The 25,713-nt window shown below is 69.6% G+C and carries 23 protein-coding genes; 11 read left to right on the top strand and 12 right to left on the bottom strand.

Annotated features, from left to right (window positions below; translation table 11 throughout):
- The first annotated feature begins 335 nt into the window (after positions 1–335).
- The 6 genes from FPZ11_RS18470 to FPZ11_RS18445 all read left to right on the top strand — a co-directional run bounded on the left by FPZ11_RS18470 (position 336) and on the right by FPZ11_RS18445 (position 6,533).
- Positions 336–1,361: a DUF7847 domain-containing protein gene (locus tag FPZ11_RS18470; RefSeq protein WP_146322470.1), complete on the top strand. Its 1,026-nt coding sequence runs from the start codon at positions 336–338 to the stop codon at positions 1,359–1,361.
- Complete coding sequence (locus FPZ11_RS18465; protein ID WP_246846407.1) at positions 1,349–2,038, top strand: DUF4129 domain-containing protein; 690 nt, start codon at positions 1,349–1,351, stop codon at positions 2,036–2,038. The genes FPZ11_RS18470 and FPZ11_RS18465 overlap by 13 nt, the downstream gene beginning before the upstream one ends.
- On the top strand, positions 2,035–3,219 hold the full coding sequence (locus FPZ11_RS18460) for a DUF4350 domain-containing protein (protein WP_146322469.1): 1,185 nt from the start codon (positions 2,035–2,037) through the stop codon (positions 3,217–3,219). The genes FPZ11_RS18465 and FPZ11_RS18460 overlap by 4 nt, the downstream gene beginning before the upstream one ends.
- Before the next feature lie 40 nt (positions 3,220–3,259).
- The gene (locus FPZ11_RS18455; protein ID WP_146322468.1) at positions 3,260–4,234 is read left to right on the top strand and encodes an AAA family ATPase; all 975 of its coding nucleotides are present in this window, start codon (positions 3,260–3,262) and stop codon (positions 4,232–4,234) included.
- A 10-nt stretch (positions 4,235–4,244) separates the two neighbouring features.
- Entirely contained in the window at positions 4,245–5,573 is a 1,329-nt protein-coding gene (locus FPZ11_RS18450; RefSeq protein WP_146322467.1) for a DUF58 domain-containing protein, read from the top strand.
- 180 nt (positions 5,574–5,753) lie between these two features.
- On the top strand, positions 5,754–6,533 hold the full coding sequence (locus FPZ11_RS18445) for an aquaporin (RefSeq protein ID WP_146322466.1): 780 nt from the start codon (positions 5,754–5,756) through the stop codon (positions 6,531–6,533).
- Between the two features lie 95 nt (positions 6,534–6,628).
- Here FPZ11_RS18445 and FPZ11_RS18440 read toward each other — a convergent pair whose 3' ends face one another.
- Positions 6,629–7,618, bottom strand: coding sequence for a stage II sporulation protein M (locus tag FPZ11_RS18440; RefSeq protein WP_146322465.1), 990 nt, complete (start codon positions 7,616–7,618; stop codon positions 6,629–6,631).
- Positions 7,619–7,637: 19 nt separating this feature from the next.
- Here FPZ11_RS18440 and FPZ11_RS18435 point away from each other — a divergent pair, with 19 nt between their 5' ends.
- The gene (locus FPZ11_RS18435) at positions 7,638–8,504 is read left to right on the top strand and encodes an RDD family protein (protein ID WP_146322464.1); all 867 of its coding nucleotides are present in this window, start codon (positions 7,638–7,640) and stop codon (positions 8,502–8,504) included.
- 239 nt (positions 8,505–8,743) lie between these two features.
- On the opposite strand, the gene ahcY is transcribed toward FPZ11_RS18435, so the two are convergent.
- Complete coding sequence (gene ahcY / locus FPZ11_RS18430) at positions 8,744–10,252, bottom strand: adenosylhomocysteinase (RefSeq protein ID WP_146322463.1); 1,509 nt, start codon at positions 10,250–10,252, stop codon at positions 8,744–8,746.
- Positions 10,253–10,308: 56 nt separating this feature from the next.
- On the bottom strand, positions 10,309–10,533 hold the full coding sequence (locus FPZ11_RS18425) for a DUF3499 family protein (RefSeq protein WP_146322462.1): 225 nt from the start codon (positions 10,531–10,533) through the stop codon (positions 10,309–10,311).
- A gap of 133 nt (positions 10,534–10,666) precedes the next feature.
- Between FPZ11_RS18425 and FPZ11_RS18420 the strand changes: the two genes are divergently transcribed.
- Entirely contained in the window at positions 10,667–11,107 is a 441-nt protein-coding gene (locus FPZ11_RS18420) for a metallopeptidase family protein (RefSeq protein WP_146322461.1), read from the top strand.
- Positions 11,108–11,190: 83 nt separating this feature from the next.
- Here the strand turns inward: FPZ11_RS18420 and FPZ11_RS20055 are convergent, their stop codons facing one another.
- The 6 genes from FPZ11_RS20055 to manA form a co-directional block, all read right to left on the bottom strand.
- Positions 11,191–11,667 (bottom strand): DUF5719 family protein, encoded by a 477-nt coding sequence (locus FPZ11_RS20055; protein WP_146322460.1) that lies wholly within the window; start codon positions 11,665–11,667, stop codon positions 11,191–11,193.
- Positions 11,658–12,644, bottom strand: a complete 987-nt coding sequence (locus FPZ11_RS18410; protein ID WP_146322459.1) for a DUF5719 family protein — start codon at positions 12,642–12,644, stop codon at positions 11,658–11,660. Before FPZ11_RS18410 ends, FPZ11_RS20055 begins: the two co-directional genes overlap by 10 nt.
- The gene (locus tag FPZ11_RS18405; RefSeq protein WP_146322458.1) at positions 12,634–15,675 is read right to left on the bottom strand and encodes a glycosyltransferase; all 3,042 of its coding nucleotides are present in this window, start codon (positions 15,673–15,675) and stop codon (positions 12,634–12,636) included. Before FPZ11_RS18405 ends, FPZ11_RS18410 begins: the two co-directional genes overlap by 11 nt.
- 98 nt (positions 15,676–15,773) lie before the next feature.
- Positions 15,774–16,091, bottom strand: a complete 318-nt coding sequence (locus FPZ11_RS18400) for a WhiB family transcriptional regulator (protein ID WP_437438608.1) — start codon at positions 16,089–16,091, stop codon at positions 15,774–15,776.
- A gap of 290 nt (positions 16,092–16,381) precedes the next feature.
- Positions 16,382–17,353, bottom strand: a complete 972-nt coding sequence (galE, locus tag FPZ11_RS18395) for a UDP-glucose 4-epimerase GalE (protein WP_146322457.1) — start codon at positions 17,351–17,353, stop codon at positions 16,382–16,384.
- An 83-nt stretch (positions 17,354–17,436) separates the two neighbouring features.
- The gene (gene manA, locus FPZ11_RS18390) at positions 17,437–18,660 is read right to left on the bottom strand and encodes a mannose-6-phosphate isomerase, class I (RefSeq protein ID WP_246846406.1); all 1,224 of its coding nucleotides are present in this window, start codon (positions 18,658–18,660) and stop codon (positions 17,437–17,439) included.
- A 150-nt stretch (positions 18,661–18,810) separates the two neighbouring features.
- On the opposite strand from manA, the gene FPZ11_RS18385 reads away from it, so the two are divergent.
- On the top strand, positions 18,811–19,989 hold the full coding sequence (locus FPZ11_RS18385) for an acyl-CoA dehydrogenase family protein (RefSeq protein WP_146322456.1): 1,179 nt from the start codon (positions 18,811–18,813) through the stop codon (positions 19,987–19,989).
- 15 nt (positions 19,990–20,004) lie between these two features.
- On the opposite strand, the gene FPZ11_RS18380 is transcribed toward FPZ11_RS18385, so the two are convergent.
- The gene (locus FPZ11_RS18380; protein ID WP_146322455.1) at positions 20,005–20,412 is read right to left on the bottom strand and encodes an OsmC family protein; all 408 of its coding nucleotides are present in this window, start codon (positions 20,410–20,412) and stop codon (positions 20,005–20,007) included.
- A 125-nt stretch (positions 20,413–20,537) separates the two neighbouring features.
- Here FPZ11_RS18380 and FPZ11_RS18375 point away from each other — a divergent pair, with 125 nt between their 5' ends.
- Both FPZ11_RS18375 and FPZ11_RS18370 read left to right on the top strand, forming a co-directional pair.
- Positions 20,538–21,869, top strand: coding sequence for an O-antigen ligase family protein (locus FPZ11_RS18375; RefSeq protein ID WP_146322454.1), 1,332 nt, complete (start codon positions 20,538–20,540; stop codon positions 21,867–21,869).
- 32 nt (positions 21,870–21,901) lie between these two features.
- Complete coding sequence (locus FPZ11_RS18370) at positions 21,902–23,233, top strand: exopolysaccharide production protein (protein ID WP_246846405.1); 1,332 nt, start codon at positions 21,902–21,904, stop codon at positions 23,231–23,233.
- Between the two features lie 40 nt (positions 23,234–23,273).
- Here FPZ11_RS18370 and FPZ11_RS18365 read toward each other — a convergent pair whose 3' ends face one another.
- Positions 23,274–24,089: a polyprenol monophosphomannose synthase gene (locus tag FPZ11_RS18365; RefSeq protein ID WP_246846404.1), complete on the bottom strand. Its 816-nt coding sequence runs from the start codon at positions 24,087–24,089 to the stop codon at positions 23,274–23,276.
- A gap of 121 nt (positions 24,090–24,210) precedes the next feature.
- Positions 24,211–25,638, bottom strand: a complete 1,428-nt coding sequence (locus tag FPZ11_RS18360; RefSeq protein ID WP_168203915.1) for an ArnT family glycosyltransferase — start codon at positions 25,636–25,638, stop codon at positions 24,211–24,213.
- Between the last annotated feature and the right edge of the window lie 75 nt (positions 25,639–25,713).

Genomic DNA, 25,713 nt, shown 5'->3' with positions numbered 1-25,713 from the left:
GCAGGTAGTCAGCGGTGAACGAATCCCTCGGTGCGGGCGATTCCGGCTCGGTGCCGGACCCCCAGTCCCCGTCGCCCGGCACGGACCGGCCATGGTCCGCGCCCGAGTCGTGGGGCCCTCCCCAGCCCGCGCCGCGGCCGGATGCCGCTTGGCCGCCGCCGCAACCGCCTGCCGGACAGCAACCAGCCACCTGGCAACCTGAGTGGCAGCAGCCACAGCCAGGTTGGCAGCAACCCGGCTGGCAGCAACCGCAGCCAGGGTTCACCCAACCGGGCTGGACGCAACAGGGAGCCTGGACGCCGCCGCCGCGCCCCGGCCTCTTCGCTCTGCGGCCGATGACGTTCGGCACGTTGTTCGGCACCCCGTTCCGCGTGCTGCGCCACAACCCGCGGGCCACCGTCGGCGGCGCCCTCATCGTTCAGCTCATCACCACGGTGGCGACGGTGTTCATCGTGGGGCTGACCACGGTGTTCGCCGTGCTGCGCATCGTGACGGCCGATCGCAGCTCCACCTCCGACGCCTCGCTCATCGAGGCAGGCAGCATCGCGGTGCTCATCCTCGCCACCCTGCTCGCCGTGATCGTGACGATGATCGGCACCGCGTTGGTGCAGGGGCTCGTCGCCTCCGAGGTGTCGCACGGCGCGCTCGGCGAGAAGCTCACCCTGCGCGGCCTGTGGCACGCGACCCACGGCCGGCGCTGGCGCCTCATCGGCTGGACGGCCCTGCTCGCGGCAGGCCTCACGCTCGCCATCGGAACCGTCGTCGGTCTCGCGGTGGCCGCCGCGGCCGCGGGGTCCGTGTTGGCGACGGTGCTCATCGCGGTGTTCGGCGGACTCGGAGTCATCGTGCTGCTGGTGTGGCTGTCGACGAAGACGGCGCTGACGCCGAGCGCGATCGTGATCGAGAAGACCGGGGTGGGGGCGGGCATCCTGCGCTCCTGGACGCTCACGCGGCGCTCGTTCTGGAAGACCTTCGGCGTACTCGCCCTCGTCTCCGTCGTCTGTTCCGTCGCCAGCAGCGTGATCACGGTGCCGCTGCAGCTCATCTACTACATCGTGCTGGCGCTGATCAGCCCGACCGGCACGATTCAAGACGGCGGAGCGATCGGCGTGACCATCGGGTACTACGTGATCTCGCTCATCGTGGGCACGCTCGTGGGCTCCGTGACCTCGGTCGTGCAGTCCGCGGCCGCGACCACCGTGTATCTCGACCTGCGGATGCGCCGCGAGGGCCTCGACGCCGACCTGCGTCGGCTGGTCGACGAGCGTGCGGCGGGGCGTCCGGACGCCCACGATCCCTTCGCCACTCCGGCTCCCGCCCCGTGGCCGCAGCAGCCATGGGGCGCCGAGTGGTCATCGTGAGCCCGCTCGCGGCGCTTCTCGTCTCCGCGGGCACGCCGCCGCTCACGCCAGACGGACCGACCGCGCAGCACTGGCTGCGCGACGAACTGGCGAAGCCCGAGTACCAGGCGGCGAAGCCGACCTGGTTCGATCAGGTGGCGAAGCAGATCGCCGACTGGTTCGCCTCCCTCGGCGTGCACGTGAGCGGCAACGCGGGCTGGGTGCTCGCCGGCATCGGCATCGCGATCGCACTCGCGCTCATCATCGGGGCGTTCGCCGTCTTCGGCCTCCCCCGGCTGCGCCGTGCGCGCGAAGCGGAGACCGTCTTCGACGACGGAGACGCCCGCAGCGTCGACGACCTGCGCAGGGATGCCGACGCCGCGGCCGCCGCCGGCCGTTACGCCGACGCCGTGCGCGACCGGTTCCGCGCGATCGCACGCGCCCTCGGCGAGCGCACGATCGTGCTGCTCCTTCCCGGCACCACGTCGCAGGAGCTCGCGGTCGAGGCTGCGGACGCACTGCCCGCGTTCGACCGGCGCCTGCACGCGGCCGCGGGGCTGTTCGACGCCGTGCGCTACCTCGGGCATCCGGCGACGGCGGACGACGACGAGTCGTTGGCAGCGCTCGACCGCGAGCTGGCGGTGGCCAAGCCGCAGCTGTCGATGGCCCTGGACGCCTCGGCGGGTGGAGCGTCGTGACGCAGGTGACCGCACCCGCGCTCTCCCGCACGCCGCGCCAGGGACTGCGCCGCGCGCGCGGCTGGCTGGTGCTCGTGGCGATCCTGCTCGTCGGATCGGGCATCGCGGTGGCCATCCAGTTGTCACTGGCCACGACGAGCAACGACCCGATGGGAGCGTCGAATCCCGGACAGCAGGGCGGCCAGGCGCTCGCCCGCGTGCTGTCGCAGCACGGCGTCGAGGTGCGCACGGCAGGCACGTTGGCGCAGGCGCGGCAGGAGGCATCCGGCAGGTCGACCACGACCGTGCTGCTCTCCGACCCGAACGGCATCCTGGATACCGCCCAGCTGCGCTCCGTGCGCGCGCTCGGCTCGGCGCTGGTCACCGTCGACCCCCGCTTCACGCAGCTGGAGGCGATCGCGCCCGGTGTCGGCCTCGCCGGTCGCCCCGCCGCCGCCCGCTCGTCGCAGCCGGCGTGCTCGGTTCCGGCCGCTCGCCTGGCCGGGACCGTCGCGGGCGTCACGAACGCGTTCCGTGCCACCGGGGACGCGGATGGCTGTTTCGCGGTCGGCGATGCCTACGCGCTCGCGCAGGTGCGCGGCCACGGCGCCACGGTGACCGTGGTCGGCTCGCAACTGCTCGACAACGGCGGCATCGACAAGGCCGGCAACGCCGCACTCGCCATCGGCCTGCTCGGCGAGCACAGCACGCTGGTCTGGTACCTGCCCTCCGACGCGGATGCCGCGGCCTCGGGCCCCGGATCGCTCGCCGACATCACCCCGGGCTGGCTCACGCCCGCCATCCTGCTGTTGATCGCCGTCGTCGTGGCCGCCGCCGTGTGGAGCGGACGCCGCTTCGGGCCGCTGGTGGTCGAGTCCCTGCCCGTCGTGGTGCGCTCGACGGAGACGCTGGAGGGGCGCGCGCGGCTGTATCGCACGGCATCCGCACGCGTGCATGCCCTCGACGCGTTGCGCGTCGGAGCGTTGCGCCGCATGGCCGCGCTCTGCGGGCTGCCCCCGCACGCCTCCGTCAACCAGGTGGCCGCCGCCGTCACGGGCCTCACGGGATGGCAGGCCGCCGACGTGCACGCCGTGCTGATCGACGACGAGCCGCAGACCGACGCGGCGGTCCTCGCCTGTGCTGACCGACTCGCCGAGCTCGAGCGCGACGTGCGGGCAGCCGTGCGGGGCGGGGCACAATGAGCTGGCACGTCAGAACCCGCGAACGAGGAGTGATCGTACGATGACCGACCCTGCAACCGACTCCCCGAGCGCACCGCGCGACGCGTTCACCCGCGTGCGCGCCGAGGTCGCCAAGGCCGTCGTCGGGCAGGACGCCGCCGTCACGGGGCTGCTCGTGGCGCTGCTCACCGGCGGGCACGTGCTGCTCGAGGGTGTGCCCGGCGTGGCGAAGACGCTGCTCGTGCGCTCGCTCGCGGCCACGCTCTCGCTGGACATGAAGCGCGTGCAGTTCACCCCCGATCTGATGCCGGGCGACGTGACGGGTTCTGTGGTGTACGACGCCAAGTCCGCGTCGTTCGTGTTCCGACAGGGGCCGGTGTTCACGAACATCCTGCTCGCCGACGAGATCAACCGCACTCCGCCGAAGACACAGGCGGCCCTGCTCGAGGCGATGGAGGAGCGACAGGTGAGCGCCGACGGCGAGACCATGCCGCTGCCCGACCCGTTCCTCGTCGCAGCGACCCAGAACCCGATCGAGTACGAGGGCACCTACACGCTGCCCGAGGCGCAGCTCGACCGCTTCGCGCTCAAGCTGGTGCTCGACCTTCCCGACCGGAACACCGAGTTCGAGGTGCTGCGGAGGCACTCCGCAGGGTTCGATCCGCGAGCGCTGGATGCCGCGGGCATCCTCCCCGTGCTCGATGCGGCCGGCGTGAGCTCGGCCCGCGTCCAGGTGCGGCAGGTCGCGGCCGGGGCCGATGTGCTGGCCTACATCGTCGACCTCGCCAGAGCCACCAGACAGAGCCCGTCCGTGCGGCTCGGCGTGAGCCCGCGCGGCGCGACGGCACTGCTGGCCGCCGCCAAGGCCTACGCCTGGCTCGGCGGCTACGACGCGATCACGCCCGACCACGTGCAGCAGATGGCGCCCGCCGCGTGGCGGCACCGGCTGCAGCTGCAGCCTGAGGCGGAGCTCGAAGGGGTGTCGGCAGACGGCATCCTGCGCTCCGTGCTGCAGCAGGTGCAGGTTCCGCTGTAGGTCGGGCGCCATGACCGTGTCAGGGCGCTTCGTCGCGCTTCTCGCTGTGGGGCTCGTGCCCGTCGTCGTGTTCGGCGACACCGCATCGCTCGCCTACCTCGTGCTGGCGTGCTGGCTCGTGTTCTGCTGCGCGCTCGGCGTCGTCGACCTGGTGGCTGCCGCCTCGCCGAGACGGGTGCGTGTCGAGCGGTCGCCGTCGGCGCGGGTACGCCTCGACGAGTCCGTCGTGGGGACCCTGACGGTCACCAACCTCGGCACGAGGCGGCTGCACGGAACGCTCCGCGACGGCTGGGAGCCCTCCGCAGGCGCGGCACCGGCCCGCCTGCCGCTCGATGTGCCGGTCGGCGAGCGCAGGCTGCTCCGCATCACCCTCACACCCCGCCGTCGCGGCACGCGGCGCTCGGCGTTCATCGTCATCCGCAGCGCGGGCCCGCTCGGCCTGTGGTCGCGTCAGGCCACCCTCGGAGCTCCTGCCGAGCTGCGGGTCCTTCCGCCCTTCCGGTCGCGCAAGCACCTGCCGTCGCGCCTGGCCCGGTTGCGCGAGCTCGACGGCGCGACCCCGCTCATGGTGCGCGGAGAGGGCACCGAGTTCGACTCCCTGCGCGACTACGTCGCCGGCGACGACGTGCGATCGATCGACTGGCGGGCCACTGCGCGCACCTCGCAGGCAGCACGCGCCGGGTCGGGGATCATGGTGCGCACGTGGCGCCCCGAGCGTGACCGCCGCGTCGTCATCGTGATCGACAGCGGGCGCGCCTCGGCCGCGCGGATCGCCGACGAGCCGCGGCTCGACACGTTCATGGAGTCGGCGCTGCTCCTCGCGGCCTTGGCCGATCGCGGCGGCGACAGGGTCGACGTGCTCGCGTTCGATCGTCGGGTACGTGCACGCGTGATGGGCGCAAAGGGCGCGGTTCTCCTGAACCGGCTCGTGACGGCGCTGGCCGACGTGCAGCCGCAGCTCATCGAGACGGACTGGTCGGCCGTGCCGACCCAGATACGCCAGGTCACCCATCGGCATGCGCTCGTCGTGCTGCTGACAGACGCCTCCACCCCCGGTTCGAGCTCCGGACTGCTCTCCACGCTGCCGCAGCTGGCCAGGTCGCACACCGTCGTGGTGGCGTCGGTCACCGATCCGCGCGTGGCCGAGCTCGGACAACCGGCAAGCGGCATCGATTCCTTCTACACGGCGGCGTCCGCGCAGCGGGCGCTGCTCGATGCGTCCCGCGTGGGCGACGCGATACGTCAGCTCGGGGCAGACGTCGTCAGCGCGTCACCGGCCGAGCTGCCGCCCGCGCTGGCCGACAGGTATCTGAAGATGAAGGCATCCGGCCGGCTCTGAGCGCTCGATGCGCGGCTGCGTGCCCTGCATCGCCCCAGGTCACGGCTCGGTTGCGGCGTTGCGACATGCGGCGAAATGACTCGGCCCGAACCTGGGAGATCGCTTAGCGTCGATTTCCGCCGGGACGCACGTCCCCGTGTGTTGTCTGCCCGGCCACACCATCCGCAAAGGAAAGTGAAGATGTCAGAGTCAACTCCCGCGGCGGCCTCACCGGAGGCCTCTGTTTCTCCTTCTCTCGGTGCACGCCTCGCGGCCGAAGCCTTCGGAACGTTCCTGCTGGTGTTCTCGGTTGTCGGCACTGCACTCTTCGCCGCCGGCTTCAAGGGCGGCGACGGCGGGCTGAACGTCGGGTTCGTCGGTGTCTCGCTCGCGCTCGGCCTCTCGGTCGTGATCGGTGCGTATTCTTTCGGACCGATCTCCGGCGGACACTTCAATCCAGCAGTCACGCTCGGCCTCGCGGCGGCGCAGCGTTTCGCGTGGCGCGACGTGATCGGCTACATCATCGCCCAGCTGGTCGGCGGCATCGTCGCCTCGAGCTTCCTGCTCTGGATCCTCGCCGGAGCCAAGGGCGCGAAGGGCGACTTCCTGACCGTGCAGTTCAAGGGTGCGTCGACGGGCTATGACGTGCTGTCTCCCGGCGGATACGGCTTCTGGTCCGTGTTCATCATCGAGATCATCACGACGGCGTTCTTCCTCTACGTCATCCTCGGCGTGACCCACGTGCGCGCGGCTGCCGGCTTCGCGCCGCTCGCCATCGGCCTCACGCTGACCACGATCGCGCTCATCGCGATCCCGGTCTCCAACGGATCGTTCAACCCGGCGCGCGCGCTGGCCACGGCGATCTACGGCGGTCCGGATGCCATCGGCCAGGTCTGGGTGACCATCGTCGCCCCGATCATCGGTGCGCTGATCGCGGGCTTCACCTTCAAGGCGCTGTTCGACGGCACCAAGAAGGCGTAGCCTCAGCCTTTCGTCAACGGGCCCGGTCGCGTTTCGCGGCCGGGCCCGTTCCGCTTCGAAGCCCGATTCGTTTCACCACCCGATGCCGATGCGAGCTACGCCGCGACGAGGCGACGTGGTGCGTCGGCCTCCAGATCGCCGGTCTCGCCGGCGAGTGCTGCACGTCGGCCGATCACGAGCATGTAGAAGAGGAACGCCGCGAGCGCGAGCGCGCCGATCGCGATCTTGAGCCACACGGGCAGCGGCGACGGGGTGACGAAGCCCTCGATGAGGCCGGAGCAGAACAGGCTGATCGCCGTTCCCACCGCGATCGCGAACAGTGCGCGGCCCTCCTGCGCCAGCGCCTGGCCCCGCGTGCGCGGGCCAGGGGCGATCCACGCCCAGAAGATGCGCAGGCCGGCGGCCGCGGCGACGAAGAGCGAGGTGAGCTCGAGCATCCCGTGCGGAAGGATGTAGGAGAACAGCACGTCGGACCGGTGGAAGTGCACGAAGATGCCGGCGGCGACCCCGACGTTGACGGCGTTCTGCAGCAGGATGTACGGCACGTACACGCCGAGGATGCCCGTGGCGATGCTCTGCGCCGCCAGCCACGCATTGTTGGTCCACACCTGGCCGGCGAACGACGCCGCAGGGTTGCGCGAGTAGTAGTCGATGAAGTCGTGGTTGAGATACTGCTTGAGGTCGGCCTCGGTGCCCACCTGCGCGAGCGCCCGCGGATCGGAGACCAGCCACCATGCGGTGAGGGATGCCACCGCCACCGTCGCGAGCGCGACGAACAGCGTCACCCAGCGCACCCGGTACAGCGCGGCGGGCAGCGAGATCGCGAAGAAGCGGGCGATCACGCTCGTCGCACTCGATCGGGCACCGGTGAACCGCTGCCGCGACCTGGCCAGCACCGTGGCGAGCCGGTCCGTGTAGGCGCTGTCGCCGTCGGACGAGCTCAGGTCCGAGAGTTGGGTCGCCCCGCTCTGGTAGGCGGCGATCAACTCGTCGGACGACTCGCCGTCGAGACGGCGGCGTGCGGCGAGCGTGCCGAGGCGATCCCACTCTGCACTGTGGGCGGCGGCGTAGGCGTCGGCATCCATGACTGCTTAGATGGTAGCCATGACGGCGACCGCGGCGAGCAACGCGCGCTACGTCGATCGCAGCCTTGCCGAATACTCCGACGACGATCGGCAGCTGACGGGCGAGGCCGTCGCGTTCGATGCGAGGCCGGCGACCTTCGTGCTGCGCGGTGCTGGCCTGGCCATCGACGTGCTCGCCGGGTACGCGCTGCTCCTGGGGCTGTTGCTCGCGCTCTCCGCCGCGGGCTCGGTGCTCGATCAGTCGGCGACGGCGGCCATTCAGGTCACGATCATCGTCGTGGTCTTCCTCCTCGTGCCCACGCTCGTGGAGACGTTGAGCCATGGGCGCAGCCTCGGAAAGCTCGCGATCGGGGCGCGCATCGTGCGCGACGACGGCGGCGCGGAACAGCTCCGACACGCCTTCGTACGCTCGCTCGCGGGCGTGATCGAGGTGTATCTGACCTTCGGCGGCATCGCCGCCATCACCGGGCTGCTGTCTCCACGGTCACGACGACTGGGCGATCTGCTCGCCGGCACCTATTCGCAGCTGCAGCGCATGCCCCCGACTCCGCCTGCGCCGCGACCGCTGCCAGAACACCTGGCCGCCTGGGCCACGGTTGCCGATGTCGCCGCCCTCCCGCCACGTCTGTCCCGGCGCATCGCCGAGTTTCTGCGCCACGCGCAGACGCTGGTTCCGGATGCCCGCCTCCGCGTCGCCACGGATCTCGCCCGCGAGGCCGCGCCGTTCGTGGCCCCGCTGCCGAACACGGATGCGGAGACGTTCCTCGTCGCGGTCGCCGCGCTGCGCCGCGACCGCGAGTACGCGGCGCTGATCGGGCAGGAGAGACGCCTCGCCTCGGTGCAGGGCGCGCTCAGCGCACTGCCGCCCGGCTTCCCGCAGCGCTGAGCGCCGGCGCGAGCTCCGGTCACCACCCACACTCACCGACGCCCGCGCTCACGCCCGCGCTCACGCTCACGCTCACGCTCACCGACAATTGCGCCAGCTCTCGGTTGCAGCGCCAGAAAACGTGGCGCAACAGACGAGAGCTGGCGCAATTGCAGAGTGTCAGTGATCGCGGCTGCGCCGCTCAACTGACTCAATCGGCGTGGTCGAACGAGCGAGCTCGTCCGACCACGCCTCAATCGTCAGTACCGGTACTGGTCCGACTTGTAGGGGCCGTCGACCGGCACGCCGATGTAGTCCGCCTGCTCGGGGGTGAGGGTCGTGAGCTCGACGCCGAGGGCATCCAGGTGCAGCCGTGCCACCTTCTCGTCGAGCACCTTCGGCAGCGTGTACACACCGAGCGGGTAGGCCGCGAGGTTGACGTGCAGCTCCAGCTGACCGAGCACCTGGTTGGTGAACGAGTTGCTCATCACGAACGACGGATGCCCCGTCGCGTTGCCCAGGTTCATCAGGCGACCTTCGCTCAACACGAGCACGTTGCGGCCGTTCGGCAGGCGCCACTCGTGCACCTGCGGCTTGATCTCCACCCGCTCCGCACCCTCGAGCGACTCGAGCGCGGCCATGTCGATCTCGTTGTCGAAGTGGCCGACGTTGGCGACGATCGCCAGGTGCTTGAGCCCGAGGATGTGCTCGAGACGCACGACGTCTTTGTTGCCGGTGCCCGTGATGAGGATGTCCACCTCACCGATCACGGACTCCAGCCGGGAGACCTGGAAACCGTCCATCGCGGCCTGCAGAGCGTTGATCGGGTCGATCTCGCTCACGATCACGCGAGCTCCCTGGCCGCGCAGCGCCTCGGCCGCGCCCTTGCCGACGTCGCCGTAGCCGGCCACGAACGCCACCTTGCCGCCGATCAGCACGTCGGTCGCGCGGTTGAGGCCGTCGACGAGCGAGTGCCGGATGCCGTACTTGTTGTCGAACTTCGACTTGGTGACCGAATCGTTGACGTTGATCGCCGTGAAGCGCAGCTTTCCGTCGCGTTCCAGCTCGTACAGCCGGTGCGCACCGGTGGTCGTCTCCTCCGTGACGCCGACAATGCCGCCGGCGACGCGCGTCCAGCGGTCGGAAGACTCGACGAGGGATGCGCGCAGCAGGTCGAGGATGACGCGGTACTCGTGCGAGTCGCCTGCCGTGGCATCCGGAACCCGCCCGTCCGCCTCGAACTGCGCACCGAGATGCACGAGCAGCGTCGCGTCGCCGCCGTCGTCGAGGATCTGGTTCGGGCCGGTGAAGTCGGCGCCTGCCTCTGCAGCCTCCGCGCTCCAGTCGAACACGCGCGACGTGCACCACCAGTACTCCTCGAGGCTCTCGCCCTTCCAGGCGAACACGGGAACGCCTTCGGGATGCTCGGGGGTGCCGTTCGGCCCCACGACGACGGCGGCCGCCGCCTCGTCTTGCGTGGAGAAGATGTTGCAGCTCGCCCAGCGCACCTGCGCCCCGAGCGCCACGAGCGTCTCGATGAGCACCGCGGTCTGCACCGTCATGTGCAGGGAGCCGGCGATGCGGGCTCCGGCAAGCGGTCGGGCATCCTCGAACTCGGCGCGAAGGGCCATGAGACCAGGCATCTCGTGCTCCGCCAGGCGGAGCTGATGGCGGCCGGCCTCGGCGAGCGCGAGGTCGCGCACGCGGAACTCGAACGGGCGTTCCGGCGCCGACGCGGGCGCGTGGGAGTCGGTGGAGAGCGAAGTCATGCGCCCATTGTCTCAGGGCGCCGCTCGACGTTACGCGAGAACCGGGCGCCGGCCGATCACAGAACGCCGCCCTGCGGCTCGCCCAACGCCTGGTGGCGCACGATCTGCCAGCCGAGCGGGGCCGAGAGCCGCTCGGCGTGAATGGCGCACAGGTCGTAGGTGTGCGGCTCGCGCACCGTCGACAAGGGTCCGATGACCGCCATCGAGTCCGCGTAGTCGTACGTGAGCGTGGAGACCGCTTCACGAGAGCACGCGACCTTGGAGCAGGTTCTGGCCGTCATCGAGGCCTAACACTACTCGCGGGCGGCGCCCCGAAGGCGTTGCCGGGGCCGACGGGATCAGCGTGTTTCTCGCCCATCGCGCGGCGCGCTCGGCACGTCTCCGGAGCGCGCCTCAGACCCTAGGATGGTCGACATGCCCCGATCACGGCCCGTGCGATACGCCACCCCGGTGCGTCGCTCCGACCGACACGGTCGCGGTGCCAGAGGTCCGGTGACCGGCCCCCATCTGCCGCTGCTGCAGGACCGTATCGACGTGTTCGAGATGACTGTGGCGGCCACGGCCGATTTTCTCAAGGGCCTCTGGCCGGACGAGCTCGGCGACATGCGCGTGCAGATCGCCGCCGCGCCGTCCGCCGCGCTCGGCTTCGACGAGGTGCAGCGCTGGGGCGTCGACCCTGCGCACAAGGCGATCACCCTGTACCGAGTGCCGATCGAGCGCCTCGCCCGACTGCACCGCAACGACGACCTGCACCGCAAGCTCCTCGTCGAGAGCTGCGTCTTCCGCGCCGTTGCGGAACTGCTCGGCCGCGACCCGTGGGACATCGCCCCCGGCGGCCGCTTCGGGCACTACTGAGTGCCGCACGCCCGCAGACCGGGCCGACCGCCCCGAGAGCCGGACGGAGAGCCGGTTCCCCGGGTGCCGACGCCGCGTCCGCCCTACTTCGGGTAGACGGTGATCGGCTGCGCGAGCGGCCCAGGCGGGTTCAGTCCGAACGACGCCGCGAGCCCGTTGCCGGTCAGGCTCACGGATGCCCGCAGCCCGGCCGCGCCTTCCAGCGTGTAGCCCTCTGAGGCGTCGACGCTCACGGCGAGCGTCGCGCCCGCGTCGACGGTGACCGTCTTCGAGTCGCCGGCGGCGGACGTGAGCGTGAGCGAGGCATCCTTCGCTCCGTCGTTCACGAGGTGCAGCGTCGGAGCAGGGCCCTTCGGAACGGCGAACAACGTCTTCTGCTGCAGCGGCTGGGTCGCGACGAACCACGCGAAGTCCTGGGTGGCGGCCTCCGCCTGCGCAGTGGCCGACTCGCTCTTGGATGTCGCGGCGACGGCATCCACGGTGCGCGCCGCAGCGACGACCGCGGTGTCGGACGTGATGCGCACGGTGTACGACCCGTCGATGAGATTGTTCAGCGGCACCTCGCGCACGGTGCCCCCTGCAGGGTGATGCGGGAGGTGGCCTGCACGCTCGCCGCCGATTCCGAGGTGGCGGTCACTGTGACATGGGCCGCCGAGGTTCCCGGCGCGAGCAGACGCACCGCGGGGATCTGGTTCGATGCGCCGTCGGCACCTGCGGCCTTGCCGAGGTTCTTGACCGTCATGCCGGGAATCACCAGCGAGGTGGCCGGTTCCGCGGTGGGCGCGACCAGGTCGACGCCCTGCGGCGCGAGTCCTGACACCGCGCTTTGCTGCAGTACCGCGTAGACGCTGCCGCCCGAGGCCTGCACGTGCACCACGGACGCTTGCGCGTTCGGAACCAGACCGGTCAGCGGCACCACCAGCTGCGACTTCGCCCGCACGATCAGGCCCGTCGACCCCGCAGCGTCCGCCCGTCCCGCCTCGGTGTAGACGGTGAGATCGACCGTCGCGTCGACCGCGGTCGGGTTGTTCAGCATGACGAGGCTCGTGGCGCCCAGCGTCGTCGCGCCCGCGACGAGCCAGCTGTCCGAGGTCGCCTCGCCGCACGCCACCGCCACGAGACCGGCCGTGTCCGCAGACGACGCGGTCTGGGACTGCGCCCCGGCGATCAACGGGCGCTGCGCCGCTCCGGTGGAGTTGGTGCTGATCGTGCGCGGCGCGCCGTCGTCGCTGTGCACGCTCGGCGTGGCGAGGCTCTTCGTGACGACCTGCGTGGTCGCTTCGGTCTTGGTGGATGCAGCGCCGATCGACGTGAGCGACGACGCCGCCGACCCGTCTCCCAGTTCGAGCAGCCCACCGGGACACACCCGCTGCTGGTTCGCGGGCACCGGTGACACCGTCTTCGAGGGCGGGTTCACCGTGAAGGCGGGCAGCGGCACGACGGCGGCACCGACGAGCGCGGCGACGGCCACGGCGGTGCCCACGACTCCCGCGAGCACTCTGACGCCTCCGCGCGCGATCGCACGACTATTCGCCATCGCGCACCACCTCCGTGTCGTGCTCGGCGGACGTTCCGTTCATCGCCCCCGCTGCGGCGAGCGGAGGCTCAGCGACGGAAGCGTCGCCGATGGGCTGTTCATCGCGGGGCTCCTCGACACCCGTCGCCGACGTGTCCGACTCCGGTTCGGCGGGCGGAGAGTCCGCTCTGCCTGCCGCGTCCGGTTCCGCCTCCGCGCGTTCTCGACGCTTCGCCTGCAACCCGAGCACCTCGGCTGCGGTCGGCCTGCGCAGGGTGCCGCGCTCGGTGCGCCCCGTCGGAAGGGCGAGCAGCAGCGTGAGTCCGAACACGAGGCCGAGCAGAACGAAGACCGCCACGCGCAGCCAGCCACCGGCATCCGGCGGAACCGGCACAGTCGTCTTCTGGGCCGGCACGCTCCACAGCACGGCATCGTCGGTCGCCGCCACCTGCGTGAGCAGAGGATTGCCATCGAGCGCGGCCTCCGCCCTGGCCTGCGCGGCCGAAGCCTGCGAGAGGCCTTCTCCTGCGCTCGTCTGCAGCAGCACGAACGAGACCCCGAAGTGCCGCAGCAGCGTGGATGCGTCCAGCCCGCTCGCCGACGTGAGGTTGCCTGCCAGCGTGGCCAGCTCACGCTCCTGCCGGGTCAGCGTGCGACTCGTGGCGCTGAGCGTGCTCTGCTCGTCGAGCTTCACGCCCGTGCCATGCACGAGCTGCGCGGCAACCGACCCGTCACTCTGCGGACTCAGCCGCAGGGTCGCGGTGCGCGGCTTGGTCTGCGCCTGTGCGGTCGCGTACGCGGGCAGTGCCGCCGTTGCGCCGGTGGAGACCGCGGAGTTCTGCAGCGGCACGGCGATCGCCAGCGGAGCCACCGCGACAGCCACGAACGCCACCGCGACGGTGGCCGGCCCGATCGCGAAGCGACCGAGCGCGACGAGCGCCATCGTGGCTGCGGCGACGAGTCCGAGCCAGTAGAGGCTGAGCGCGGGACCGACGAAGAGCGCGACCGGCTCCGACCCCTGCACGGACAGCGACACATTGAGTGCGAACACCGCCGTGGCGAAGCCGAGCAGCGCGCCGACGAGGCAGAGAGTCGCGCGGATCGTGCCGCGCAGGAAGAGGGCGAGGAGGGCGAGCACCGCGATGGGCGCCAACAGGATCGGCACGACGATCGTCGGCACCAGCTGGTTCAGTCCGAACGTCTCGGCGAGCTCTCGCCACCCGCCGAGTCCTCCGTCGGCGAAACCGAGTGCGACCTGCAGAGGATGCCTCGCCCCGCCGACCTGGGGCAGCCCCGGGTCGGCGAACACCGCGAGCGGCGTGCCGCGGGCGATCTGCTGCCAGACCACGGGCGCGAACAGAGCGATGGTCGGGATCGGAACGAGCAGCATCCGCACGACGCCTCGTCCGCTCAGCGCCAGGCCGATCGCCCAGATGACGACGAGCGCGGCGGCCAGCAGCGGTGAGCACGCGAGCACGGCCGCGGCGAGGATGCCCGTGGTCGCCGCCGCCGCCCACGACCGCTTCGCCGCGGTGCCCGCGAAGAACAGCCAGGGCAGCAGAACGTGCACCAGCACGGCGGCCGGGCGTCCCTGCTGCAGCGCGTCGAACAGCATGGGACCGAGCGCCCAGATCAGCGCGAACGTCGCCCGCAGCACCGCGCGGTGCGTCAGCCGTGTGGACAGGAACCATGCTCCGAGCGCGGCGAGGGGCAGCGCGGCGAACCAGAGCAGCACGAGCGCGAACGACGGCTGCCAGAACGTGAGCGACCCGAGCACGGCGAGAACCGCGGTGAACGGGTCGGCAGCGCCGACGAAACCGATGCCGAGCTCACGCCAGCCGTAGCCGAGCTCCGACCAGAGCGTGCCGATGCCGTTCAGCGGCAGCAGTCCGCCCCCACCCAGCTGCGAGGAGCCCAGGAAGGGTGCGAACAGCGCGATGCTCATCAACGCCGTCGCGAGCACCACCCACACGCCGCCCCCGCTGAAGAAGTTCAGCTCGCGACGCTCGCCGTGCAGCCGCACGAGGCTGGCTTCGCGACGCTGGGCGCGCATCCTGCGCACCTGGGAGAGCGGGATGCGCAGTGGGGCGATGGCCGCCCACTTCACGGTGCGATGTCGCGCGAGTGTGGATCGTGCGTGGCCGAGGCGGTTGCCTCCGAAGGCGGTCTGGAAGGCTGCCGCGAACTCGCCGCCGATCGCCCCCGGTTGCTTGGCGAGCAGAAGGCCGAGCGAGCGCACCACGGCGAGGGGCACGAGCGAGAGCCAGTGGAAGACGAGCGCGAACGCCGGGGCGTAGACCATGCGGCGTCGCAGCTGCGCGGAACGGCGCTGACGGTGCTGCCGACGACGTACCCTGCCCTTCGGGCTGCGGACGGGAACGCTCGTGCCGTCAGCAGCCGAGGCGACCCGTGCCGACGGCACCATGACGACGCGGTGGCCGGCGAGGCGCACGCGCACGCACAGATCGAGACCGTCGTCGAAGACCGGCAAGCCCTGGTCGAAGCCGCCGAGCTGCTCCCACACTTTCTGACGGAGGAGCATTCCCGCAGCAGGCACGGCGAGCATGTCGCTGGTTCCGTCGTGCTGGGCCTGGTCGAACTCGTCCTGCACGGGCACGATCGTGGCGCCGAACCGCGTCATCGAGATGCCCTGCTCGCGGATGACGGATGCCTCGTCCCAGTCCACGAGCTTGGGCCCGGCCACCGCCACCGACGGCGACACCGCCACGGTGTCCATCAGCGACTGCAGCGCCTCCGGCTCCGGCGCGGTGTCCTGCCCGAGGAACCAGAGCCACGCGTCGTCCGATTCCGTGGGCGGCACGACGCGGGAGGCGACGCCGAGGGCCGTGCCGAACGGCATCCTCTCGGCCGACGCCAGCAGCTGGTCGGGCGCGGAAGCGGATGCCTGTGCCGTCGTCGCGTCGTCGGAGTCGACTCCGATCACGACCACCGAATCGGCAGGCCGTGTCTGCGCTGCGAGCGCATCGAGGCTCCGTCGTAGGTGATCGGGGTCGCGGTGCGCGACGAGGATGGCGGTGACAGTCGAAGGCATCGCGCACAGCCTAGGCAGGTGCGGCCTCGTTATCGGGGACCGGGGGCGCGTGCTCCGTGAATTGCTCGCTCACGGACACGCCCGCCCGGGCCCTCGGCTCAGCCTGCGCGCTTGCGCAGCTTGCGACGTTCACGCTCCGAGAGTCCGCCCCAGATGCCGAACCGCTCGTCGTTCTCCAGCGCGTACTGCAGGCACTGCGCCCGCACCTCGCACGACGTGCAGATCTTCTTGGCATCCCGCGTCGATCCCCCTTTTTCGGGAAAGAACGCCTCGGGATCGGTCTGCGCGCACAGTGCATCTGACTGCCACGACAGAGGATTTTCCTCGTCGTCTTCGTGCGACCGAACCCCCGGCACCCCCAGCCGAACGGGATCGACGAACCAATTGTCGGGTACCCCCGGTCGATATTCGCTCATCGCCATATCGATCTCCCCACCTGTGTTGCCACGCCTCCCGGCCCGTTGTCGCGCCCGGGGCGTTTCACTAATTACACCGGTGTAGTTCGATCGCGTCAAGTCGCGAATCGTAAAGGCTCAACGCTCGCTGGAGGGTTCACGACGCGCCGAAGAAGCGGCAACAATTTCACGCGCTGCGATGGCGGGTCGACGCGATCCGCGTCAGGGCGCGGATCGCGCGAGGATGCCGCCGAGACACGCCCGACCGCGGGTCTCGGCCGCGCCCTGCCGCCGCCGCACGGGTGAAATCCTCAGTCGGCGTTGGATGCCGCGTGCCTGGCCGACCACGCGCTCTCCACCATCTGCCGAAGCGTGTAGCGCATCTTCCAATCCAGATCCCGCGCTGCCAGCTCCCCCGAGGCGACGATGCGCGCCGGATCGCCCGCGCGCCTCGGCGCGATCTCCGGCGTGAAGTCGATGCCCGTGACCTCGGCGACCGTCGACATGATCTCCCCCACCGAGGCGCCGTCTCCGCTGCCCAGGTTGTATGCGGACTCGAGCTCGTCGCCGGACTCCAGTCGCCGCGCCGCAACGACGTGCGAGTGAGCAAGGTCGGCGACGTGCAGGTAGTCGCGCACGCACGTGCCGTCGGGCGTCGGGTAGTCGTCGCCGTTGATGCGCGGCGTGCGGCCGGCCAAGAGAGCGTCGAAGACCAGGGGGAAGAGGTTGTGCGGGCTCGTGTCGTAGACATCCGGATAGCCAGAGCCGACAACGTTGAAGTACCTCAGGCTGGTGTGCCGCAGCCCGGTGGCGACTCCCTGGTCGCGCAGCAACCACTCTCCGATCAGCTTCGACTCGCCGTACGGCGACTCCGGCGCCTTCTGCGTGTCCTCGGTGACGAGGTCGACATCGGGAGTGCCGTAGACGGCGGCGCTGGAGGAGAAGACGATCCTGCCGACGCCCGCGTCCGCCATGGCGGCCAGCAGCGTGGCCGTGCCCGTGACGTTCTGTTCGTACGTGTGCAGCGGTCGCTGCACCGAGACGCCGGCGTACTTGAATCCAGCGATGTGCATGACACCGGAGATCTCGTGCGTGGCGAAGATGTCCTGCAGCAGAGCGCCGTCGAGGATCGTGCCGCGCACGAGCGGCACCTCGGCGGGCACGAAGCTCTCGTGACCGCTCGAAACGTCGTCGAGCACGACCGTGTCGATTCCCGCTTCACCGAACGCCCGCACGACGTGCGCCCCGATGTACCCGGCCCCGCCGGTCACCAACCATGCCATGGCGTCCAACCTATCGGGCGGCGAAGGAATCTCTCAGCGCGTCCGACTCGACGGCCGCCTGGAGCGCGGCGGCCACTCGTCTCTCAGCGATTGCCCGTCGCGACGAACAGCACGCCGCCGTCGGTCGGCGCCATGCGCAGCCTTGCTTCGTCGGGCGACACGAACACGGCCTCCCCACGCGAGAGCTCCTGCGTGTGCTCGGCCCCCGTGATGGATGCCGCGCCCGCGGTGCAGAGAACGATGGCCGGCCCCCTGAGCTCGAGCTCGGCATCCGCCGTGACGTGCAGCAGCCTGAAGTCGGGCACGTCGGGGCTGAACACCTGCGCGGAGCCCAGGCGCGCCGGCGCCAGCAGAGGTGCGGGCACCGGAGTGAAGTCGAGCACGCGCAGCAGCTCCGGCACGTCGATGTGCTTGGGCGTGAGACCGCCGCGCAGCACGTTGTCCGACGCGGCCATCAGCTCGATTCCTGTGCCCTTCAGGTAGGCGTGGATGTTGCCGGCCGGCAGATACAGCGCCTGCCCCGGGTCGAGCGCGACGCGATGCAGCAGCAGAGCAAGCACGATGCCAGGGTCGCCGGGATAGGCGTCGGCGATGACGCGCACGATGCCGAGCTCGGGCATCCCCTCCGCCTTGGGTGTGCGGGCGATCGCCGTCGCCTGCGCCACCATCTCCTCCACACCCTCGCCGCCGCCGAGCAGCAGGCCGACGGCCGCGCGCAGCGCCGACTCCTCGCTGACCGCGTCGTGCAGGATGGCGCGCAGCACGTCGAGCTCGTCGTGCGGCAGCACTTCGGCGCGCCCCGTGGCGATCAGCCGATCGAGCACCGCGAGAGAGGTGGACACGTCGCGGAATCCGCACAGGGCGTCGAACGGGGTCAGCGCGTAGATGAGCTCCGGCTTGTGGAACGGGTCCTTGTAGTTGCGGTCGGGCGAGTCCAGCGGAATGCCGAGTTCGTTCTCGCGGTCGAAGCCCGCCTGGGCCTGCTCCGACGACGGATGCGCCTGGAGCGAGAGCGGACTGGCCGCCGACAGCACCTTCAGCAGGAACCCGAGTCGCGGTGCGCCGTCGTACGACGATTCGGCCAGCCAGTCGGCGCCGAGCGTCTGAGCCGGCTCGTCCGCGATGAGTTCGGCCAGCGTCCCCTCCTCACCGGTGGGGTGCACCAGGAAGCTCGGTGACCCAGGATGAGCACCGAGCCAGAGCTCCGCCTGGGGTCCACCGGAGGCGGGCCTGCCGAGCAGATCCGCGATGCCGTGCAAGGAGCCCCACGCATAGTCACGCGGAACGTTGTCGATGCGCACAAACATCCGCACCTGCCCTTTCGTCTGATTAGTCGCAGAGTACCAACGGCCTTGGGAGCACGGATGCCGCTGCCTAGGCTGACCGCATCCTTTCGTCCGTGCCGGGTGCCTGGCCCTGCGCGGTCCGACACGCCACCTGAGCACTGGAGCACACCCATGGCCTTCGAGCAGCTTGCCGCAGATTTCTACGGGTTCGAGAACGAGCTCACCGACCAGGAGAAGGAGGCGATCGCCGCGCTGCGCGCCTACCTCGAGACCGAGGTGAAGCCGATCGTCAACGAGTACTGGGAGCGCGCGGAGTTTCCGAAGCAGGTCATCCCTGAGCTGCACCGCCTCGGCGTCGCCTCGTTCGCGTGGGACGAGACCAAGCCGTTCGACAACTCCGCTGTGTTCCGCGGGTTCGTCGCGCTCGAACTGGCACGCGTCGACGGGTCGGTCGCGACCTACGTCGGCGTGCAGAACGGGCTCGCCGCGGGAACGCTGAGCGCGTGCGGCTCGCAGGAGCAGAAGGACGAGTGGCTCCCGAAGCTGGCCTCCGGCGAGATCATCGGCGCGTTCGGGCTGACCGAGCCGCTCAGCGGATCCGACTCCGCTCAGGGCCTCCGCACGACCGCAGAGCGCCAGGGCGATGAGTGGGTCATCAACGGCGCCAAGCGCTGGATCGGCAACGCCACGTTCAGCGACATCACCGTCATCTGGGCCAAAGACGTGGCCGACGGCCAGGTGAAGGGCTTCATCGTGCCGACCGAGACTCCCGGCTACACGGCGACCAAGATCGAGGGCAAGCAGGCTCTGAGGTCGGTGCAGAACGCCGACATCACACTGGAGAACGTGCGGGTGCCAGAGCGCCTTCGGCTGCAGAACGCGAACTCGTTCCGCGACACGGCCAAGGTGCTGCGCGCCACGCGCGCCGAGGTCGCGTGGGCGGCCGTCGGGGTAGCAGTGGGCGCGTACGAGGCTGCCGTGAAGTACGCGAGCGAGCGGGTGCAGTTCGGCAAGCCGATCGCCTCCCACCAGCTCGTGCAGGACCTGCTCGCCAAGTCGCTGGCGAACATCACCGCGTCGCTCGCGCTCGTCGTTCAGGTGTCGAGGATGCTCGACGCCGGCACCCAGCGCGACGAGCACTCGGCGCTCGCGAAGGCCTTCACCACCTCGCGCATGCGCGAGACGGTCGCCTGGGCTCGCGAGATCTTCGGCGGCAACGGCATCGTGCTCGACTACGACGTGACCAGGTTCTTCAACGACGCCGAGGCCGTGTACTCGTACGAGGGCACGCGCGAGATGAACACGCTCATCGTCGGGCGCGCCATCACGGGAGTCGCCGCGTTCGTGTGAGCGCGGAGGTCGGCATCAGCCGACCGTGACGTGGCGCAGCGCGACCGGAGTGCCGCCGCGCAGCGAGTTGGGCACTTCGGCGATCGCGTCGACGCGTTCGGCGAGCGCACGGAGGGTCTGCTCGTCGGCGTCGCCGGCGAGCTCCACGTCGTACGACACGGCGTCGGACACCGCAGGCGAGCCGGCGAAATCGCCGACCACCGTGACGGCAACGGAGCGCAGCCGGATGCCAGCGGCATCCGCCTCGCGGAACAGGTCGTTGGAGACGCAGCCGGCCACCGCCAGGTAGAGCAGCTGGCCGCCGCTGAACCCGAGACCGTCGCCACCGGCGTCCGGTGAGCGATCGACGACGAGGGTGAACGGACCGGCCGCCCCGATGGCGGCGCTGCGGCCCGCGACGTTGCTGGTGCGCACGGTGAACATGTGCTCAGGGTAGGCGTGCAGGGGCCGGCTGCGACAGGGCATCCCTTCGGGCCTTCGACGGTGCAGGGCGGCGGCCGTCGTTGAGCCGAGCGAGCTGCCAGCGCTCGCGCCGATACAGTGAACCCATGACCACCGAAGCCCGGCCGGTGACGGCGCCCCGCACTGTGCCGTCCGGGCAGGGCTGGATGCTCGCCTTCGCCGGTTTCACGTTCTTCACCCTCTTCGCCGGCGACTTCTGGCGCTACAGCATCAGCTGGTACGGCTGGGGGATCGTCGTCGCACTCTGCCTCGCAGGGAGCATCGTCTTTCTCGTGCGCGCACGACCGCGCGTGCCGATCCGCACGTGGCCGAAGACGCTGCTGCTGTTCCTGTTGCTGTGCATCGCCTCGATCGCCTGGTCGTCGTATCGCGGGGCGTCCGTGCTGGGCACGATCGCCCAGCTGGCGACGGCGATCGCGGGCGTCTTCTTCGCGCTCTGCCTCACGTGGCACCAGGTGCTGCGCGCGCTCGGCGCCGCCCTGCGCTGGATCGTCGCCCTCTCGCTCGTGTTCGAGCTTTTCGTGTCGGTCTTCATCAGGCACCACATTCTGCCGTTCTGGGTGCATTACCCGGCGGGCAAGTTGCCCGACGCGTACTACTGGAGCCGCGACCTGCTGTTCCACGGCGGCAAGATCCAGGGCATCGTCGGCAACAGCGACATCCTCGGCATGATCACGCTCTACGCGCTGATCGTGTTCGGCATCCAGCTGGCCGAACGCACCGTCAACCGCACGGCGGGCATCGTGTGGGTCGTTCTGGCTGCCGTGACGTTTCTGCTCACCCGGTCCTCGACCGTGATCGTCGCGCTGCTCGTGACCTGCGTGGTGCTGCTGTTCGTGTGGTGGACGAGGAGCGTGCCGCAGGGCAGAAGGGTGCCTGTCTATGTGACGGGAGCCGTCGTCGTGGCGGCGGGGGCGGCATCCATCGTGCTGTTCTGGGGCACGATCACGAGCCTGCTCGGCAAGGGCGCCGACCTCACGGGACGCACGAACATCTGGGCGGCGGTCATCCACCTCGCGCAGCAGAAGCCGGCCTTCGGGTGGGGCTGGGTGAGCTACTGGGTGCCATGGGCGGAGCCGTTCAAGGGACTCGCCATCCGCAACGGCGTCGAATATCTCCAGGCGCACAACGCCTACCTCGACGTCTGGCTGCAGCTGGGCATCGTCGGCCTCGTCGTCTTCGTGCTGCTCGTGCTCTCCACGTTCGGCCGGTCGTGGTTCATGGCCGTCGACCGGGCGCCGTTCGACGGTGCGGGCGTCGTGCGGCCCGACGTGCCGTACACCGCGATCTCACTGCTCCCCCTGCTCATGATGTCCGCAGCCATCGCGCAGTCGTTCACCGAGAGCAGGATGCTGATCGAGATCGGCTTCGCTCTGCTCGTGCTGTTCAGCGTGAAGACGAAGCTCGAGAGACCGTGACGACGACGCGCACGTAAACTTGTGACGCCCGGGTGAACATCGACGAGGGGTCTCACAACCGCATGGCCCAGCCGCAACGCGCTCCGCAGTGGTTCGTGCTCACCCGGTCGCTGTTCGAATCGGCCAAGTTCTCTCGCGCGCTCTCGCTGTGCATCGTGGGATCCGCGTTCCTCACCACGGCCATCCGAGACACGGTCGGCTGGCCCGGCCTCATCGGCGTGCTCGCCGCTCTCGTCGTGCTGACCGTCGCCTCGTTCGTCGCGCACTGGAACGTCATCGAATGGCATGGCCTGCTCCCGGTCTCGCTGCTGGTGTTCGTGGGGTGGTGCGCGGCATCCATCGTGTGGAGCAACTACCAGTGGGCGACGCTCGCCGCCGTGCTCTACCAGTGGGTGTTCACGTTCTTCGCGCTGTACCTGGCGCTGGTGCGGGATGCCATTCAGATCGTGCGCGTGATCGGTGATGTTCTGCGAGTGCTGCTGACCGCATCCCTCGCCCTCGAGGTCTTCAGCGGACTGCTCATCGACGCCCCCATCAGGTTTCTGGGGATCGCCGGCAACCTCGCGCAGGGCGGTCCGATCTCCGGGCTGTTCGGGAGCCGCAATCAGCTCGGCCTCGTCGCGCTGATCGCGGCGGTCACGTTCATCATCGAGTGGCGCACGAAGTCGGTCGGTCTCGGCCTCGCCGTGTTCTCGGTCGCCGTGGCTGTGCTGTGTCTGGCGTTCACCAGCTCGCCGGTGATCGCCATCATGATCGTCATCATCGTGGTCGCGGCCGCCGCACTGTTCGGCATCCGCCACATCAGGAACGAGCGCTGGAAGTTCGCCGTTCAAGTGACCACGGGAACGGTCACCGCCGTGGTCGCCGTGCTCGCTTTCATCTTCCGAGCCCCGATCATCGACCTGCTGCACGGCCACTCCGTGATCACCGTGCGGTACGAGGTGTGGTTGCAGATCTGGCATCTCATCCCCGTCAACGAGTTGCTCGGCTGGGGCTGGATCGGCTTCTGGCGCGGTTCGCTGCCGCCCTACTCATTGATCAACGCGCTGACCGGCTCACCGCACGCCAACGGCCTCAACGCGTTCCTGGATGTCTGGCTGCAGGTCGGCCTCATCGGCTTCCTGCTCTTCCTTCTGCTGCTGGGTCTCGCGATGGGACGGTCGTGGTTGCTGGGGAGCAACAAGCGCAGCGTGATCTACGCGTGGCCGCCGCTCATCCTCATCGCTCTGATCGGCACCGCGATGGCCGAGAGCACCATCCTCATCGAGAGCGGATGGATGCTCACGGTCATCTGCACCGTGAAGGCGTCGCAGGGCATGTCGTGGCGGCAGGCGCTGCCTGCGGCGCCGAACTCCGCGTCGTGAAGCCCGGCCGGTGCGGCAAAGACGGGATATGCCCCGCGGCTCAGCTCCACCCCTCGTGCTTCTCGTACGACACGGCTGACGGCTGCTCCACGACCCGTTTCGCGTCGCGCGACTCCCGACGGCCACGTTCCTTGCCCACCAGCCGCTCGAACCCCCAGATCGTGACCCTCAGCATGGCTTCGACGACGATCGCCTTGCTCATCTTCGACGTGCCTGCCACACGGTCCTTGAAGGTGATCGGCACCTCGACCAGGCCGAACCCGTTGGCCGCCATGCGCCTCGTCATGTCGATCTGGAAGCAGTACCCCTGCGACTGCACGGTCTCCAACTCGATCGCCTGCAACGCCGACGCCTTGTAGACACGGAAGCCGGCCGTGACGTCGCGAACCTTGAGCCCGAGCATGACGCGAGCGTACGTGCTGCCTCCGCGGCTGATCAGTCGTCTGCTCTTCGGCCAGTCCACGACGGCACCACCGGTCACCCAGCGAGAGCCGATGACCCCGCCGACCGAATCCGCCGACCGAATCGCCGCCAACATCGCGGGCAGTGCCGACGCAGGATGCGAGCCGTCGGCATCCATCTCGATGAGGAGGGTGTGGCCGCTGGCCATCCCGTGTGCGAAGCCATCGAGATAGGCGGGTCCCAGTCCGCGCTTCCCTGTGCGCTCCATCAACGACACCCGGTCGTCGTTCGCCGAGATCCTGCGCACGATTTCGCCTGTCCCGTCCGGGCTTCCGTCATCGACGATCATGATGTCGACATCCGGCAGCACGGCGAGCACTCGCTGAATGGCGGTTTCGACGTTCTCGGCCTCGTTGTAGGTCGGGATGATGACGAGGATGTCCCTCTGCGGCACGGTCTCGCTCCCCTGTTGGCGGGCCTCGTGTCGCCGAGCCTGCGGCGACCATTCATTGTTTTCATGCACCGTCGTCGAGAAGTAGTCGACGACGTCTGGCCGAGGAATCATAACCGCGCGGTCAGGACGAAAGCACGAATCCCGTCGGCCCGTGTTCCACGAGACCGTGTGGAACCCACAGCTGCAGCGAGTCGAGCGTGATCACGGTGAAGCGACTTCGCTCGTTCTTCAACAGCCGTTTCAACGTGGGATCGAGGTGAAAGCGTGGGTCGTCGCCGACCACGACGGCAACGAAAGGGCCCCTTGACGGATCTTCAGAAATGTTGAGCGCCGGATACGGCACGTACACTCCGGGCATCATTCCCACCGCGAGGAGCGGGCCGTCTCCGACACCGTGCGAACGCAGTTCGTCAGAGACTCTCGCGATTCCCGTCGGCCTGTCCTGAGCGACGACGACGGTGAACTGCACGGCCGCGACCAGCGCGACCAGCGCTGCGACGGCCAGCAGCGACACCGAGACCGGTCGCCTGAGACGTTGTGCTACGCGCGCATAGCCGAGCCCCGCGAGGATCACGAGCAGAGGCGTCCACGCATAGTAATAGTGCGGGAGAGCGATCCTCGCCGCGATCGTGTAGAACACGATGAGCAGAAGAAGAGCGGCCCCGAGATAGGCGATCAGCTTGTCTGGCCGCAGCCAAATGGCAAGCGCAACGCCCACCACGATGACCACGAGCGCAGCCACCCCGATCCCTTCTGCGAGAAACCAGAAGTTCCCCCACCACGGTGCGAATCGATAGATGTGCCCGGCTATCGGGATGTCGTGCCCATTGACGTTCTGCCCGTCTTGCACCTTGAGCATGTAGCCGATGGCCGACCGCATGCCCATCGGGAGATAGAGAGCCACAGCGGTGACCACGAAAGCGGAGAGCCAGATCAGGTTCGCGCGAACAGCCGGTCGCCAGCGCCTCAACCCCGTGAACAGATACGGCAGCAGGAGAAATGCGGGCACGAGCGCGATCGTCGAGACCTTCGATGTCACTGAAGCGCCGAGAAGCGCGCCTGAGACGGCGAGCATCCAGGTCTTGCCCGTCCGAGCCCATCTCCATCCTGCGAACAGTGCGGCGACAGCGAAGAACATCATCACCGGCTCGAGCAGCGCGAGTCGGTCGATGCGATCACCGGCGTTGGCTCGCGGCATCAACAGCCAGAACGCAGCCGAAGCCAGCCCGGCCCACCAGCCCGCCTCCCGTTTGAGCCAGAAGAAGATGATCGCGGCAACGCCCAGCACGAGCAGGCCGACCAGAATGCGTGGTGCGAGCGCGCCCTGACCGCCGAGCAGCTGCGCGAGGCCGAACAGATACTTGGCAGTGGGCGGATGCTCCCGGTTGGCGGCGAAATCCCCGTGCACGTACTGCCATCCGGCCGTCACGTAGATGTACTCGTCCCCCGTCACGTTCTGTGCGGCGAGATTCCAGAAGCAGGCGTACGCCCCGAGTACGACGACGACGAGCAGCGCGCAGAGGCGGGCGAGGGACGCAGGGCGGGTCACGGGTACACAGTAGGTGAGCTTTTCGGCCGACTGCTGCGCGCCACGGCTGCGAGGCTCCCGGTGTCGCCCGCCGGC

This window comes from Humibacter ginsenosidimutans (assembly GCF_007859675.1).
In the GTDB taxonomy this organism is placed as follows: domain Bacteria; phylum Actinomycetota; class Actinomycetes; order Actinomycetales; family Microbacteriaceae; genus Humibacter; species Humibacter ginsenosidimutans.
This window is presented reverse-complemented; position numbering and strand designations above follow the sequence as displayed.

Excerpts from the sequence above, each read along its gene's own strand:
- FPZ11_RS18435 (WP_146322464.1), top strand. The coding sequence starts at position 7,638 with ATGACGGCGACCGCGGCGAGCAACGCGCGCTACGTCGATCGCAGCCTT.
- galE (WP_146322457.1), bottom strand. The coding sequence starts at position 17,353 with ATGGCATGGTTGGTGACCGGCGGGGCCGGGTACATCGGGGCGCACGTC.
- FPZ11_RS18410 (WP_146322459.1), bottom strand. The coding sequence starts at position 12,644 with ATGGCGAATAGTCGTGCGATCGCGCGCGGAGGCGTCAGAGTGCTCGCG.
- FPZ11_RS18440 (WP_146322465.1), bottom strand. The coding sequence starts at position 7,618 with ATGGATGCCGACGCCTACGCCGCCGCCCACAGTGCAGAGTGGGATCGC.
- FPZ11_RS18455 (WP_146322468.1), top strand. The coding sequence starts at position 3,260 with ATGACCGACCCTGCAACCGACTCCCCGAGCGCACCGCGCGACGCGTTC.
- manA (WP_246846406.1), bottom strand. The coding sequence starts at position 18,660 with ATGTTTGTGCGCATCGACAACGTTCCGCGTGACTATGCGTGGGGCTCC.
- FPZ11_RS18420 (WP_146322461.1), top strand. The coding sequence starts at position 10,667 with ATGCCCCGATCACGGCCCGTGCGATACGCCACCCCGGTGCGTCGCTCC.
- FPZ11_RS18445 (WP_146322466.1), top strand. The coding sequence starts at position 5,754 with ATGTCAGAGTCAACTCCCGCGGCGGCCTCACCGGAGGCCTCTGTTTCT.
- FPZ11_RS18380 (WP_146322455.1), bottom strand. The coding sequence starts at position 20,412 with ATGTTCACCGTGCGCACCAGCAACGTCGCGGGCCGCAGCGCCGCCATC.
- FPZ11_RS18450 (WP_146322467.1), top strand. The coding sequence starts at position 4,245 with ATGACCGTGTCAGGGCGCTTCGTCGCGCTTCTCGCTGTGGGGCTCGTG.
- ahcY (WP_146322463.1), bottom strand. The coding sequence starts at position 10,252 with ATGACTTCGCTCTCCACCGACTCCCACGCGCCCGCGTCGGCGCCGGAA.
- FPZ11_RS18400 (WP_437438608.1), bottom strand. The coding sequence starts at position 16,091 with ATGAGCGAATATCGACCGGGGGTACCCGACAATTGGTTCGTCGATCCC.
- FPZ11_RS18375 (WP_146322454.1), top strand. The coding sequence starts at position 20,538 with ATGACCACCGAAGCCCGGCCGGTGACGGCGCCCCGCACTGTGCCGTCC.
- FPZ11_RS18425 (WP_146322462.1), bottom strand. The coding sequence starts at position 10,533 with ATGACGGCCAGAACCTGCTCCAAGGTCGCGTGCTCTCGTGAAGCGGTC.
- FPZ11_RS18385 (WP_146322456.1), top strand. The coding sequence starts at position 18,811 with ATGGCCTTCGAGCAGCTTGCCGCAGATTTCTACGGGTTCGAGAACGAG.
- FPZ11_RS18470 (WP_146322470.1), top strand. The coding sequence starts at position 336 with ATGACGTTCGGCACGTTGTTCGGCACCCCGTTCCGCGTGCTGCGCCAC.
- FPZ11_RS18405 (WP_146322458.1), bottom strand. The coding sequence starts at position 15,675 with ATGCCTTCGACTGTCACCGCCATCCTCGTCGCGCACCGCGACCCCGAT.